The sequence below is a fragment of the Patescibacteria group bacterium genome (genome assembly GCA_041660565.1).
Lineage (GTDB): Bacteria > Patescibacteriota > UBA1384 > CAJBMM01 > CAJBMM01 > JBAZWC01.
Map to the genome: position 1 here is coordinate 139,142 of JBAZWC010000002.1, position 15,518 is coordinate 154,659.

General features: G+C 44.0%; 14 protein-coding genes. 6 read left to right on the plus strand and 8 right to left on the minus strand.

Features of this window, described 5'->3' with window-relative positions:
* The first annotated feature begins 28 nt into the window (after positions 1-28).
* Genes WC773_03275 through WC773_03295 form a run of 5 tightly spaced genes read left to right on the plus strand, consistent with a single transcriptional unit; the run spans position 29 to position 5,931 of the window.
* Entirely contained in the window at positions 29-709 is a 681-nt protein-coding gene (locus tag WC773_03275; GenBank protein MFA6082406.1) for a WbqC family protein, read from the plus strand.
* Positions 702-1,745, plus strand: coding sequence for a pseudaminic acid synthase (pseI, locus tag WC773_03280; GenBank protein MFA6082407.1), 1,044 nt, complete (start codon positions 702-704; stop codon positions 1,743-1,745). Before WC773_03275 ends, pseI begins: the two co-directional genes overlap by 8 nt.
* Positions 1,742-3,193 (plus strand): hypothetical protein, encoded by a 1,452-nt coding sequence (locus WC773_03285; protein ID MFA6082408.1) that lies wholly within the window; start codon positions 1,742-1,744, stop codon positions 3,191-3,193. The genes pseI and WC773_03285 overlap by 4 nt, the downstream gene beginning before the upstream one ends.
* Positions 3,183-4,520, plus strand: coding sequence for a flippase (locus WC773_03290; protein ID MFA6082409.1), 1,338 nt, complete (start codon positions 3,183-3,185; stop codon positions 4,518-4,520). The genes WC773_03285 and WC773_03290 overlap by 11 nt, the downstream gene beginning before the upstream one ends.
* Complete coding sequence (locus WC773_03295) at positions 4,513-5,931, plus strand: hypothetical protein (GenBank protein ID MFA6082410.1); 1,419 nt, start codon at positions 4,513-4,515, stop codon at positions 5,929-5,931. Before WC773_03290 ends, WC773_03295 begins: the two co-directional genes overlap by 8 nt.
* Positions 5,932-5,963: 32 nt before the next feature.
* Here WC773_03295 and WC773_03300 read toward each other — a convergent pair whose 3' ends face one another.
* Both WC773_03300 and WC773_03305 read right to left on the minus strand, forming a co-directional pair.
* On the minus strand, positions 5,964-6,566 hold the full coding sequence (locus WC773_03300; protein ID MFA6082411.1) for a metal-dependent hydrolase: 603 nt from the start codon (positions 6,564-6,566) through the stop codon (positions 5,964-5,966).
* Between the two features lie 10 nt (positions 6,567-6,576).
* Entirely contained in the window at positions 6,577-7,245 is a 669-nt protein-coding gene (locus WC773_03305; GenBank protein ID MFA6082412.1) for an ElyC/SanA/YdcF family protein, read from the minus strand.
* 225 nt (positions 7,246-7,470) lie between these two features.
* On the opposite strand from WC773_03305, the gene WC773_03310 reads away from it, so the two are divergent.
* Complete coding sequence (locus WC773_03310; protein MFA6082413.1) at positions 7,471-9,096, plus strand: hypothetical protein; 1,626 nt, start codon at positions 7,471-7,473, stop codon at positions 9,094-9,096.
* Positions 9,097-9,099: 3 nt separating this feature from the next.
* On the opposite strand, the gene WC773_03315 is transcribed toward WC773_03310, so the two are convergent.
* From WC773_03315 to WC773_03340, 6 genes are all read right to left on the minus strand, one after another.
* On the minus strand, positions 9,100-10,674 hold the full coding sequence (locus tag WC773_03315; protein ID MFA6082414.1) for a hypothetical protein: 1,575 nt from the start codon (positions 10,672-10,674) through the stop codon (positions 9,100-9,102).
* The gene (locus WC773_03320; GenBank protein MFA6082415.1) at positions 10,675-11,448 is read right to left on the minus strand and encodes a class I SAM-dependent methyltransferase; all 774 of its coding nucleotides are present in this window, start codon (positions 11,446-11,448) and stop codon (positions 10,675-10,677) included. It abuts the gene before it with no gap.
* A gap of 5 nt (positions 11,449-11,453) precedes the next feature.
* Positions 11,454-11,786 carry a hypothetical protein gene (locus WC773_03325; protein ID MFA6082416.1) on the minus strand — a complete coding sequence of 111 codons (333 nt, stop codon included), beginning with the start codon at positions 11,784-11,786 and terminating at the stop codon, positions 11,454-11,456.
* A complete protein-coding gene (locus tag WC773_03330; protein ID MFA6082417.1) occupies positions 11,783-12,751 on the minus strand; it encodes a glycosyltransferase family 2 protein in 969 nt (322 codons plus the stop codon). The genes WC773_03325 and WC773_03330 overlap by 4 nt, the downstream gene beginning before the upstream one ends.
* A 9-nt stretch (positions 12,752-12,760) precedes the next feature.
* Positions 12,761-13,585, minus strand: coding sequence for a class I SAM-dependent methyltransferase (locus tag WC773_03335; protein MFA6082418.1), 825 nt, complete (start codon positions 13,583-13,585; stop codon positions 12,761-12,763).
* A gap of 89 nt (positions 13,586-13,674) precedes the next feature.
* Complete coding sequence (locus WC773_03340) at positions 13,675-15,513, minus strand: hypothetical protein (GenBank protein ID MFA6082419.1); 1,839 nt, start codon at positions 15,511-15,513, stop codon at positions 13,675-13,677.
* Positions 15,514-15,518 lie beyond the last annotated feature (5 nt).

A 15,518-nucleotide genomic window follows, 5' to 3' on the forward strand; every position in this document is an offset into this window, starting at 1 on the left:
ACGCGAGGTTAATATGAGATGCGCCATAATGCAACCGACCTATTTGCCATGGCTCGGCTACTTTGAGTTGATGCTGTCTTCTGACGTTTTTGTCTATTTTGACGATGTCCAATTTGTGAGCAAAAGTTGGCAGCAACGCAATCGCATTAAAACCGCCACCGGCGAGCTAATGTTGACCGTGCCAGTGTTAAAAAAAGGCGAGCACGAGCAGGTAATCAATCAAACTTTAATCAATAATCAAGAAAATTGGCGACGTAAACACCTTGGATCGATTGAAAACAGCTACCGCAAAGCACCTTATTTTGACCATTACATTGATGGGATACGTGAAATCTATGCGCGCGATTTTACCAAATTAATTGATTTGAATGTGGCGCTAAATGAGTTTGTGCGCGCAAAGGTGGGCATTACTACCCCGGTCAAATATTCGTCTCAAATTTGCCCGCCCGCAGAACGAAACGCCCGCATTGTTGACATCTGCCATAAAATTGGTGCCACCGAGCTGTACGACGCCGCCGGCGCTGAGGCAATTTTGGATTTGGATTATTACAAAAAGAATAACGTTAAAATGATTTTTCAGCATTATAACCATCCGATTTACAAGCAACAGTTCGGCGAATTTCTGCCGTATATGTCGGCAATCGACCTGCTCTTTAACGAAGGTGAAAAAGCCAAAGAGATCATCATTAGCGGAGGCATCAATGATTGAAATTGGTCACCGAAAGATTGGATCGGGGGAACCGGCGCTAATTGTAGCGGAGATTTCGGGGAATCACCTGCACAAGTTTGATCTGGCGGTCAAAACCATCCACGCCATGAAAGAAGCCGGTGCGGATGCGGTAAAACTGCAAACCTTCACCGCCGATACTATCACTTTAGATGCAAACACCAAGTATTTTCAGATTAAAGACACCATTTGGGCCGGGCAAAATATGCACAAACTTTTTGCCGAGGTAAGCATGCCCTGGGATTGGCAACCGAAATTGAAAAAGGTGGCCGAGGATTTGGGAATGATGCTTTTTTCGACCCCGTTTGATTTTAGTTCGGTGGATTTTCTAGCTGAAATGGGCGTACCGTGTTACAAAGTAGCCTCGCCGGAGATTGTTGATTTACCGTTAATTGAACATATCGCCTCTAAAAACAAACCGGTCATATTAGCTACCGGTGTGGCGGCACTAGCCGATATCCGCGCTGCCGTTAATGCTTGCCACAATGTTGGAAATCACCAAATTATCATCCTAAAATGTACTTCGGCGTATCCAACTCCGTGGGATGAGGTCAACTTACAAACCATGGTAGATATTAAGAAAAAATTCAAGACCGTGGTCGGCATATCTGACCACACCCCCGGATCAGTAGTACCAATTTCGGCAGTAGCGCTAGGCGCATCAATGATTGAAAAACATTTTATTTTAGACCGACATTTGGGCGGCCCGGACTCATCATTTTCGCTTGAACCCAATGAATTCAAAAAAATGGTAGACGAAATCCGTCAAGCTGAGAAAGCGCTCGGTCACGTCAACTATCAGCTAACGCCGGGGATGAAGATTGAGCGAAAACAAGGGCGATCTTTGTTTGTAGTGGCTGATATTAAAAAGGGCGAGATTTTTACCACAGACAACGTCCGGTCCATCAGACCCGGTGATGGCTTACCGCCAAAATTCATAGGCGAAGTTTTAGGCAAAAAAGCTAAATCTGACATTAAAAAAGGCAATCCACTAACCTGGAAACAAATTATTAAATGAATATTATTATCAATGACTTTGACGACCCGGAGCTGTCCGAAGTAACTTTTAAAATTTTGCGTGATTTTAAGGCGCAACACTGCGCTGCTATCTATAACAACGTGCCAACCAAGGTGCCAAAACACGTTAAATGCGATCGATTTGATTGGGAGAAAATTATCTTTTTTGCCGATTACGACGTTAATTGGAATAATATTACCCCGTTAGACGAAGAAATTATCGAGTCTTACTCTCAAACTGAAACAGTGGTAATAAAAATGATGGACCGGCTGGAAGTCCGGCGTCCCCTCTCGTATCAGATGCGCAAAGAAATGTATTTGAAACACCTTCGATTTTGGCTAGATTACATCAAAAAGAATCACATTGACTTATTTTTTTCGACCAACACCCCACACGAAATATATGACTTTGTGATTTATGATATTTGCAAAAAGCAGGGCATTCCCACCCTTTTTACCCACCAATCGCAAATTGATGATACCTCTTTGTTACTTAATGATTGGCAAAAATCGATCGACAACTTACCTTTAATAATGAGCCAGCTCAAAGGCAAACCGATTAAGTTATCTGAACGATTCGAACGGATTTTTAGCTACTATTCCCACTCTAACCCTACCCCCGGGTCAAAAATCACCCTAAGTTATACCAACCAACGTTTTACCATTCATAAAATAATTCAGCCAATTCAGGTGATAATTAAATTACTCACCACCTTAAAACGTACTATCAAGCGCCTGCCCATTTACCTTGTCGTTTATACTCGACGAGAGATAATTGGCATTAGTACGGCTTATTTACACTGGTTTTATCGCCAACACACCACAAAAGCTGATCTAAAACAAAAATACATCTACTTTCCGTTGCACTATCAGCCCGAATTAACCACTTCACCTGGTGCTGGCGAATTTGTTAACCAGGTTTTAATTGCTACCTTGCTGTCACATTACGCGCCCAAAAACGTCTTGATTTACATTAAAGAGCATCCGGCACAAAACGCTCGCTGCCGATCCACTAGTTATTTCCGAGAGTTGCTAAACATGCCGAACGTACGGTTAATGCCCGTAAAAACTAGCACGTACGAGCTAATCGATCACGCCCAAGCGGTGGCAACCGGTATGGGCACGGCAGGTTGGGAAGGAATTTTTCGGGGTAAACCGGTATTGATGTTTGGCCACGATTTTTACCAGTACGCCCCGGGCGTATTCCCCATCAAAACAAATGCGGACTGCGCTAAGGCGATGACCCAGATTTTTACCGGTCAGTATAAATATGACGAAAATAATTTACGCATATTCTTAAAAGCAGTGGAGATGACTACCATTTCGGGAACAACAGATCTGCTTTACCGCCAACAATTTGGAGTCAACGAAGCACAAAATAGCCAGAATATCTATGGCGCCATCGCCAAACGCCTAACTGACATGGGATTCGCCAAAAATGATCGATAGCATCAAATCTATGTTAAAAACTGCCAGTTTGCGCCAAATTATCGCCAACTCGTTTTGGATAATGCTGGATAATATTGTGCGCATTGGCGTGGGTTTTTTTGTTGGGGTTTGGGTAGCGCGCTACCTTGGTCCAAGCCAATACGGATTATGGAACTACGCCATTTCTTTCGTAGCTATATTTAGCGTGATCGCCAACCCCGGTTTTAATGATATTGTCATTCGTGACGTGGTCAGAATGTCCGAAAAAAGAGGTGAGGTTCTGGGCACCTCGTTTTTCTTACGCCTCGTTGGCGCTTCAATCGCCTCGGTTTTGGCAATAATAATTATTTTAATACTGTCACACCGCGACTTTCTAACCACCGCATTGGTAGCAGTTTCGGCGGTTGGCTTAATTTTCCAGTCATTTGATGTGATTTCATTATGGTTCGAGTCAAGAGTGAAATCTCAAAAATCAGTCACAGTTAGATTGATTGCTTTCTCTGTTTCCAGCGCGATTAAAGTAGCATTAATACTTTCACACGCCTCTTTAATTTACTTTGCCCTGGCCAGCATTATCGAACTTGGTTTAAGCGCCATCGGGATAATTCTGGCATACTGGCACGATAAACAGTCGTTTCGCGCTTGGCAATTTACCATTCCTTATGCCAAAACGATGCTTCGCAACTGCTGGCCAATTATGGCAGCAGGCGCATTGAGTATGGTTTACCTACGCGTGGATAAAATATTGGTAGGTAATTTGATTAGCGATTCCGCTTTGGGTAACTACTCCGTTGGCACCATGCTAACCGAATCATTGCGTTTTGTGGCCATCGCCATCACCGCCTCTGTCTTCCCGGCAATCATCTACTCCAAACAGCAAAACGAAAAACTATACCTGCATCGGCTGCAAATGCTTTATAACTTTATGATTTTGATGGCGGTGGTAATAGCCGTGCCAATTACCATTTTTGCCCATCAAATTATCCATTTACTCTATGGTGATCAGTTTAGCCAAGCCGCCACGGTGTTATCGATTTACATTTGGACGAATGTTTTTATGTTCTCCGATTTTGCCGCGTCAAAATGGTTCTACACCGAAAATCTGCAAAAATTCATCCTGTATAAAGATTTGGCGGGCGCGATAGTCAGTTTGGCGCTCGATTTGATATTGATCCCACGCATTGGAGTAATCGGCGCCGCCATCTCTGGGATCATCTCGATTATGATTGTAACCTACCTTGGCAACCTGTTCTTCCCCCAAACCCGAATCGTTTTCCGAATGCAAACCGCTTCCTTTTTCCATTTTTTGTCGTATCATAAGCTTAAAAGCGAGATAAACAGTGATTAAAGTATTGTGGATTCTAAATAAATACGTTGACGGGCAAAACCACAGCCAGTTTTATCCGTATTTTTTGGCGGATTTGGAAAAAGAGTGCTTATCAAAAGAAATTCAACTTGAGTTTACCTATTTTAGCGATGCGCAAAAAAAGTGCGATCGGACGCAACATCATCATTTTTTCTTTGAACATCATCGCAAAATAACTGATTTCCACCGAGAAGCGGCTCGCATTGAAAACGAATATAATTTTACCCTAAATCACGCCTATTATTCGGACATTATTCAGGTCACCAAAACTCAAGATACTCGTCGCATAACCGTACCGGAAAAAGAGCTTAATAATCATCAATTATTAGTAGAGAAATTTGTCTACCTAGAGAACTTAGTCAAAAAGAACGGGTATGACGTTATTTTTTGCGATCAATCTCCTGAGGCCGAAGCGGAATTTGGACGGGTGATAGCGCTGAAAAATAATTTGGTTTTCATTCGTCATGGCGAAGGTTTTTTGGCCAACAGCTTATTCAGCCAACAATTCGAGTTCGGCAAAGAGCGATTGTCAGAAGCGGTTTTGAATACAGACGTTACACTAGAACAAGCCAAAGAGTTTGTGCGAGATTTTATTAAAAACAAAAGGCCGCCGTATCAATATCCGGAAACCCACAAAGCCAGCGCCTTAAAGTTTTATTCCGCTCGCATCGCTCATTTTTACCGCTACCCCAATTTTATTAAAATGGCTTTGTCTCAGCCGTGGCTGTGGTTTGAGGAAAAATGGCTAAAAAGACGACTGGAAAAGCAGTTTGACCCCACCGCATCGTATCTGTTTTTAGGATTGCAGCTGCCAACCGAATCTACCATAGTGCTGCGTTCGCAACCATACGCCAATCAATCACTAATTATTGAGGCCATCAGCCGAGTCTTACCCGATAACACCCTGTTATATGTGCGTGAACATCCAAAATGGCGTAAACATTTTCCGGCGCGATTCCTTGGTCAAATTGCCTCACTACCAAACGTGCGTTTAATTTCGCCACAAATCCCGGCATGGGAGGTTATTCATCATGCCAAAGCGGTTTTAACCTACAACTCTACCATCGGCATTGAAGCGCTAATGCACGGCAAGCCGGTGCTCTCTTTTGCGCCAAATGTCTACATCAACCAACACCCGGCCGTTACTTTGTGCACAAATTTATATGATTTGGACCATAGCTTGGCTAAGTTGGTTAATACTAAAGTTGAGATAGAGGACACTTACAAATACATCTACAAAATGATGCGTATCAGCAGCTGGGTGCCATTGTGGGCCAGCGGATTTTTATCTGAAGATGATGCCCAAAAAAAGGCCGGCGTGTTTAGCCAGCATTTACTATTAGCGATTAAAGATTGCCAAAATTGGCAAAAAAATAACGGGCACTTGCGCTAGCAAGCACCCGCTTTGGAGCAACCATCAGCTGGTCAGGAGAAGAGTGCCAGCACCACTCCAGAGACGAACAACCATTGTCCGAGCAACGCCTCCGGGGTCAGTCTGACGTAGTACTCTATCAGCCACTCGTCTACCGTCTTGGAGTAATAGCCCAGCACCACGTCTCCAGGTATTGCCCGGACGAGATAACGCCGCCCGTTTGCGGTGCCGAACAGTCGGTAGAAAGTTGGCGAAAACGGCCCGAGCCAGGTTAGCCCGCAGCCATTCGCCTCGCCTGTGCTGTCGTGCACGAAGTGCATGATCAGGCAAGTGAATGCCAGCAACCCCCAGAACAACTGGTTTCCGTGCAGCCACTGAGCGATCAGCACCGTGACAGCCACCACCACAGGGACGAACAGGATGGGGAAGTGGAACAGATCGCGATGGTGTTTGATCTTCACTCCCATTCTCTTGAGCAAGGCGCCGACCACAATGTCGGCGTCTGGCAGCACCGAAAACGCCATGCCCGCCAGATAGCACCAGTAGCTAACGTGGACATCGAGTCCCTTTGCCAGCAGGTACGTCAGCCACAACCCTACACCAAAGTCATGCAAGGCGGCGTTGGTCAGCCCAAACAACCTCGTCGTGGGCGACATTGTCCCCCTCCTAGGGTATGGGCGAGATGATTCCCGACGCGGAATAGCGTTTGACGCGCTCGATCTCGCCTTCGAGCACCTTGGACAGTCTGACGTTGTAGCCGTATCCCATCAGAGACGGGATACCAACGACTTCACGTGTCACGCTGGTTAGACCACCAATCCAGTGTCGTGCGGTGCGGAATACCCGAGGAACATGGTAATCCGTCGTCACCAGCACAACATGTCCGATAGTCTCGTATCGCAGGTAATCTGCCAGAACCTGAAGTTGAGTACCGGTGTTTGCCGACCCTGTTGGGCCGCAATCGAGGTAAGTGATCGCGTCGGCGGGCATACCAGCCGAGACAGCGATGCCGCGACTCTCGATCTCCTCTTCGGTCTCGCCATCGATCACGAGGGTGGGGAGACAGGACGCAGCTTCGAGTACCATTCTGACAGCGGCACGAATTCGATCCGCGTTCTCTTCGGTGTCAGCGTGCTCACGCGGGCCGGTCTTTGGCCCACAGTAGGTGCCGGTCAACATCACCACGTGAGTGGTGTTGTCCGGGACAGTCAATGGTTGTCGCGCCGCATTGTAGCACGCGACGTACTCGTCAATCAGGCCGCCCCGGTCCGGGTATCGGCAGCGCAGAACATCCCATTCCCGATCAGTCACATGCATCACTCGGTTTTGATCCAATGACGTTTCCCCCTTTGGGATCGATTTGTTAAGGAAGCGTGTATTACAGATCGCACACCTGCGACGATAAACCATATCTTACTTTATTTTAGCCCCCTTGTCAACCAATTCGGAAGATTGGGGATGGAAAATAGATGATAGATTTTGGTAATTTTCCTTTGTCATTCCGGGCTTGACCCGGAATCTATATAATCTAAAATTAAAACATACACCAAAAGAAATACTATGCTCGCGACAATAATAATTTGGATTTATATCACCCTAATTTCGTTTGTAGTTGGGGTACGGTTTTGTAAACAACCGATTCCGCGGTTTGCCTCTACTACTATTGTCGGATTCATTATTTTAACCGCGTTAGCGACATTATTATCCCTTTTCATGCCGATTAGCGGATGGGCTTCTGCGGCCTCTCTGGCACTGGCAATTTTACTGATAGCCATTTATCCGCAAAGATACCTAAAAATCGCCTCAGCGGGCTTTAGACGCCTGCTAGAGCGCGATATGATCTGGATTGCTCCCCTGTTTTTAATTTTTGCCGCATTTTTCATCACCCAAACAATTCAACCAATACAAAATTACGACACCGGCTTGTATCACGCCCAAGCGATTCGCTGGCTAGAGCAGTTTGGCACTGTGCCCGGTTTGGGTAATTTACACTTTCGATTGGCAATGAGTAGCGGGTGGTTTGTTTCCGGAGCGCTGTTTAGTTTCAGTTTTCTTAAAACGCAATCATTCCACGTAATCAACGGCTGGCTTATTTTAATGTCAACGCTTTATTTGCTTACAAACTGGAATTTTAAGAAGCCGGATATCTCCACCATTGCCAAATTGTGCGCCCTACCCCTAATGTTTTTTCTATTTACCACCGATGTAGCCACGCCATCACCAGACGTCCCAGCCGCCATTTTTGTAGTCCTATCCATTCTTTTCGTGCTTGAGAAACTAGATGATAAAGTAATAATTTTGATGGCTTGTTTTACTCTTACACTAAAGCTATCTGTCATTACTGTTTTGCTTATTCCTCTTTACTTACTGATCCGAGAGGTGGTTAAAAAACGATGGCGGGCGGTTTTGGTAATGGTTGCGATAATGTCGGCGGTGATTATTCCCGCATTGGTTCGTAATTATATTCAATCAGGATACATCACCTACCCGGCAACCTATCTCAACTTCATGCACCCAGATTGGCAGCTAAACAAAACGGATGCGGTAGCGGTGCAACAATCGATCGAACAGTGGGCCAAAGTTCCCCACGCCACTTCAAACGATTATTTTAACCAGGGCATCCGCGGCTGGTTTCCAACTTGGTATCAGAATCAACCGCAATATTTAATAAATTATTTGTGGGCAATTGCGGCACTAAGCTTCATCAACCTAATTGGATTGTTGATAATGGCAAAAAAACGCCCCGGATTTATTCAGGAACACGCGCTTGTCATAATTTCCGGCATTAGTGTAATTGGCGGGGTGGTTTTTTGGCTGATTAGTGCCCCATCTTTTAGATTTGGGCAAGGATTTATTGCCGCTAGCAGTATGATGCTAATTTCGTACCCGCTGTATTTAGTCTGTCGCCGAATTCCACGGGCGACGATTATTATTGGCATTGTTAGCATTGTATATTGTTTAATTTACACTAACGATCATTTTACCTCATACTCCATCGTTAAACTCCACCTAAAATATCCCGCCGACTACCCCGTCACCGCGGTCGAAGATCGCTTGGGTACCGGAACAGTTTGGTCCCCGGTTAATGGTGATCAATGTTGGTACGCCACGCTACCATGTACACCGTATCCGAATGGCACGATGACTTTACGAGGGGAGTCATTAAAAAATGGGTTTAGGCGATAGCAATTATTTTCGGACACACAGTGTAAATTGCAAATAATTACCGGATATCTGACAGCTAAAATCTGACAAATTAAACCAACTTGGGGGATTGGCTTGAAAAAGCGTCAGCACATCCGAGAAAACCAGCACCGCGTCTATTTTTGAGGTGTCTGTGATATTTACGGAACATTTATTACCGCAAAAACTGCTTGGATTTTGTTGGAATGTACTCTGCTGTGCGGCGTTGTTTGATATCGGCAACGCGTAAAGATTGGCTCGGTCCGATTCGGTGGATATAAAAGTTTTGATTGACGAGCTCCACTCCGGTGTGACCGACGGATCAGAAACAATTACCACATTGCTTGATGCACCAGTGTTGAGTTTAATCGATTGCAACATCGCTCGGGTTTCTTGCCCTTCCGCAGAGTAACTTTTAGCTTTTAGCAAAGTGGTTTGAAGCGCCCCGAATAAAAAATACACGTTAATTATCACCAGCGCCAAATAGAGCCAGTAGTTTTGCTTATCATCTCTCAGCTTTTGCATCAGCCACACCACCCCCAAGCCCAAAGCGAGCGTTGACGGCAAAATGTAGCGGTCGGCATTGATGCCAGATTTCGCGTATAACACCGATTGCGGCAGGATGATTAACAACACGATAAAAATTGGCCATCTTAATTCCACCACCAACCGCCGACATCGCGTCATCAGCTCTTGACTGCTCGAAACTCCGACGATTAATATCGACAACACCGCCGCCAAAGCAACTAACGACCAGCCATTAAATCCTAAAATAGTGCGGAAAATAAAGAAGTAGCGCAGCGGCATAAATCCTTCCACACCGGCGTAGCTTAACCCACCCATTTTCATCCCAAATTTTATAAACAATATCTCGGCCAGACCAACCAGCAGCGGCACCACTAACCAGAGATAATCAACCGTATTTAATTTTCGCCCATCTTTTATCTGTAAAAAGTATTTTAATGCGATCATTCCCGGGATTACCATCACGAAGCTCTCTTTGACCAGCGACATTAAGGTAATGGCGATGATGAATGATATCTCGTACCACAGGCGATATCGTCGGTGTTGTGCGGCTAAAATCATCAACAACAGCGCAACCGATAACAACACCGTACCGATGGTTTCGGCCGGACCCAGCCGCCACCAAATCGCCATTTGCCGCCCCACTAACAACCAAGCCACAAATAGCGCGGCAAGCACCGTGGATTTAGTCAGTTTTTTGGCAAAAACATAAAAGAAAAACGAAGTGATTACCGCCAGACCGGCCAAGCAAATTGACCAAACGCGTTGATCGGTTTTGAGCACCGCAATTTGGATAAAGCGAAAAGTGTAATAAAACGGTCTAAACCGGCCGGTACCAAAAATATCGGAGTGAATATAGCCATATGCGTGATTAATAAAGCCCAAACTGGCGGTGGTGGCGTTGTGATAGAGTTCAATAATTTCGTGATCGTCGGTTAGATGGAAACCAGATTTGTATGTGCCGGTAATGGCGTAAAACAACGCCCAAAACACCAAAATTACCGCAAACGCCACGATGTAATGATGCTTTTGATAAAAGGTGCCAAGCTGCTGCATTTAATCCACTTTCCGGGCCAGAGTTAACGTGGCAAATGATAGTTTGCGACCAATTAGATTTCGCATAAATAATTTATCAACCGCAAAACTAGCCTTTACCAGCCATTTCCCGCCAATGTTTAACCATGGGAATACATCCGGATTGTAAAATAAGATATATGACAACAATCCGGGGTACATTTGATCTATAACCTCTAAGCGATGATCTGACATTAATTTATTTAGATCTTTTAAGTCAAAAGCGCGCTCGGTCTCTTCATCAAAAAAATCATTTTTCTGATATGTTTTGGCCCGAATACGCTTAAACAATCGGTTATTTTGGGTTGGCTCAAGCGCAATAAAATAACCGCCTTTATTTAGCCCATCGCTCAAACTAGCCATCAAGGTCTCAACGTAGTCAGGGACATGATGCAATCCGCCGATCACAATAATTAAATCGTATTTTTTCGTCGGCTTAAAAGTGGTGGCATCACCGACAAAAATTCGACTGTCAGGATGTTTTTTTTGCGCCGCTTCCACCAAGAACTCACTGATATCAAAACCTTCATAAACCACTTTGGTTTTTAGATGATCTTCAAGGATTTCTTTACCCTCTCCGTACCCACACAACGGCTCTAACACCAACATCTGATCTTTTTTGATCGATTGATGGCGTTTCAAAAAATGACCCCACATTAGATCTTTTAACAGCAAATGGTTGGGTAGCTGACGACTAGTAAAATATTTTTCGGATACGCTCTTAAAATGCTTGGCCTGCTGTTCCACTTTCGACATTTTTATTACCCCTTTCGCCCATCTAAATAAAATAACACAATGCCGCTTAATACCAACAAGATGGCGACTAGTTTTAACGAACTGAATTTTTCGCCAAGTGCAAAATAACCTACCAGCTGTGTAGCGATAATCAAAGAACTGGCGGCAATCGGAAAGGCGGTTGAAAGCGGATTAAGTTTAAGAATAATAATCCAAATCACAAAACCGGCACCGTAGCAAAACAGTCCGAATAAAAATGGGAAACCAAAATATCCACCACCCGCATTTTTAATTTGAAATAATCCATACGAGCTCACAATTACATAAAATAGATACAACAAGATGTCTCTGTATATCACCAAATCTCCTCATCTTTAATAAATCGTGGGCGCTTTTTGACTTCTTGATATATTTTGCCAATATATTCACCCACCACTCCCAAAGAGAGTAGCTGCACCCCACCAATAAAGTAGATCGGCAGTACAGTAGATGCCCATCCCGGAACAGTGTGATTCACTACTACCGATTCATACAAAACATATCCACCCATTATCAGACTAAGTAGAAAAATTATAAAACCGATTAGTGCCACCACCCGCAGCGGCACCACGCTAAACGAGGTCACCCCGTTTAAGGCAAAGGAAATCATCTTTCGCATATTGTATTTGGATTTACCCAAAGCGCGATCTGTAACGTCAAAATAGACAATCGCTGTTTCGTACCCAAGGTCGGTAACGATGCCACGCAAAAACAGGTTTGTTTCTTGATATTCCGCCAAGGTGTCCAAAGCACGTTTAGAAATTAAGCGATAGTCGGCGTGATTGCGAATCACCCCCGTGCCCATTAATTTCATGAATCGATAGAAGAATAACGCCGTCAGCTTTTTGATCATACTGTCGGTTTGGCGATTAGACCTAATGCCATAAACAATATCTGCTCCATCCAGATATTTCTGCACAAATTGATGGATCGCTTTTTGATCCTGTTGCAAATCGGCATCAATCGAAATTACACAATCAGCTTTATCTTTAACAGACAACAGCCCGGCCAGCAGTGCGTTCTGATGCCCGACGTTTTTGGCTAACTTTAGTCCTTTAACCCGATCGTTTTGGCGGTTAGTTTGAGTAATAATTTGCCATGTAGAGTCTTTGCACCCGTCATCAACCAAAAACAAAAAGCTGTCATTGTGAATCGATTTTTGGCATTTTAGTTCATCAACCACCTTTAATAACTTGGCAATGGTGGTAGGAAGCACCTCTTCTTCGTTAAAGCACGGCACCACAATGGCTAAAATTGGTTGAGCTGTTTTTTGCGATCGAGCCATCACTCCACCTTATTTTTTAATATAAACCGCGGTGACGGTATGCCCATACGGTGCCGTTTTTACCGACATTCCGCGCTTGAAAAACAATGCCAAAACTTCTGCTTTAATTAGCGACAGCCAAAACACAATCGAAGTATCAACTACACGCTGTTTACGCCAAAATAATTTGTAAAAACTTTTCATAAAGATCGTCCGCAAATACAGTTTGTACTGGGTTGGTGGCAGGGTTTCGTGATAAATGTCCTTCATTTCAAGATTAAACAAGGTAGCTATCCCGGCTAGTGCGCCATCCGTCCATCTGGTTTGATGATGAGGCGGTAGGTTTAATGCCCCATTAATAATTTCGCCAACATAGCTATCTTCACTTGGCACCGACATTATTAACGTGCCACCTTTTTTCAAACATTTCACCGCAGACTGTAAAAATTCGCGCGGATTTTCGATATGCTCCAATACTTGAAAAGAGCAAACCACGTCGTACTTTTCGGCGTTAGACTTAGCGTGAGTGGCGATATCCTCTATCAAGATCTGAGGATTTTGCTTGGCCGCCTCTTTATTGATCTCTAACCCAACATATTTTTTAGTCGGAATCAGTTTAGAAAAATACCCGTTGCCGCTACCGATACTTAACACATGGTCAGATTCAGAAATCAGTTTTTTGGCATAATCATATTCATCTTTATGCTGAGCGTAATACCAAGGAATTGCAGATAATTTGTGATAAAAACCACCGTCGCCCACAATCGCCGGAGTATAAAATCTCAGTTGGCATCCCTCGCATTGCATCAGATTAACTCGTGAAATCTCTTTGGGCATTTCGATATTCAGTTTCAAAGAAATCCGATACAAAAATTTAATACTACGCGTAGAAATCGACTGAACGGACGTTAAATTTTGACTCTGGCAAAGCGGGCAAGTATTTTTCATGGTTTAATCTCGTATAATTGGCTGTTAGGGTTATTTACTATTAATGTAGCGTGACTGATAAAATACTGCTCAAGGGCAATTCCGTTATCGGTATAAGCGCCCCAATTTTTTAAGTCAATAAACTTTTGGCGCAATCGCACGTCAACCGCCAGTAATTTGATCTTATTTTGGCTGATAAAACCGGCATAATCTGAATCGCTAGGGACGGCATAGGTGTAACTATTACCGTTTTCTAAATAATACTGAGCGGTGTGATTCCAAATATTCAACGTTACGACACCTTGATAATGATGGTTAATGTAATCCGTCACCAGTGCAAAATCGCCCAGCTTATAACGCAAATAGGCGCTTTCACCAATGCGCCCGGTGGCGTACGCCGCTTCTTCCACCTTAAATGTATCATAAAATAGGGAATTTAGAATACGTCTGGTCGGAACAAAAGGATTTAGACTGTTAATTATCACTACCGCGATCAGAATAACTCCACCGACTTTGTAGGCAATCGGCTTTAGGTTTGACAAAGTGATGGCAGATAAAATTGATAGTACTACCAACGCCGGAAACAAAAATCGCTGTTGGTGACTAATGACAAAAAACCACGCCACAATGTCGACTACGACCAAGGAAGACAATAGCAGTGTAGTGCGACGATTTTTAGGATTGAGAAGGGCAAACGGGGCGAAAAATGATGAAAAGATGAATAGATTATAATATCCGGCGGTATTCTGCCAAAATATCTCCGGAATACGTAGAAAATTGGTCAACGTGCGCGGAACTGAGAAGTTTTTGATCGCCGCGTTTAAGGTATTAATTTCATTATCGGTATATCCCGGGTGAACCAAAATTAGCGGATAGGTGGGATTATGAAATACGATCCAGTTTTTGACGTACCAAAACCCACCTACCAGCGCGGCGATTCCGGTAAAATACAACATAGTTTTAAGAAATTTCGCCGACCACTGACGACGAACCGTTAAGAATATTGCTACCACCACCACTGTGGTCAAAATACCATAAAAAGCCGAGTATTTGATTCCCGCTGCTGCCCCAAAAAAGAATCCGGATAACCAAATATAACGCTCGGATTTTGATTCAAGCCACGCTGTCATCGATAAAATAGCCATTACCTCCATCACCGCCTCGCCTGCGTCGATGTAACCACTAGTGGCGTTCTCGATTAGTTGAGGCACAAAAAATATCAATATAGCAGCAATAAGGCCGGTATTGAGCGAATACCTCTTGTGCAAGAACCCAATAATTGCCACCATCATCGCCAAAAAGTAGCTAAAGTGCAGCAAATGCATTAACGATACACCTTTAACCATCATTCCAAACGCAAAGAGGGTCTCCATGGATATTGGCAAATTGCCATAAAATTTCGACCCGCCTAGCGGCAAAACGAATCCGGATTGATGAACGATGTAATTTGCTTCGGGTAAATGATAAGCCACCTCATCCCAGGCAGTGGCAGGCGCAAAACAAGCTAAAATGTTTACACCGGCTAAGATAATCAACGGGATAAGCAGCCATTTTTGTTTCTTAATTTCCGCTAAAATATTCCGGCGGTCTATGCGGCGTTTGCGCAGTTGTTTAATTTCGCCCAGAGCGACTAGAAACATCGCCACAGCGGCAATTGAAACAGTCCAGCCGTTAAACCACCTTAATATGCCCAAAAACTCAAGTAGGAGTACGAATATGGTCAAGCCAATAAGATACGAAGACGCGACGACAAACAACTTACTTTCGGGTAAATTAAATACCAACCGCCATACCCTTTGCCCCGCGAGTGTAACCACAGCAATAAATAACAAAAAAATTGATAGGGTAATAAGCAAATTTA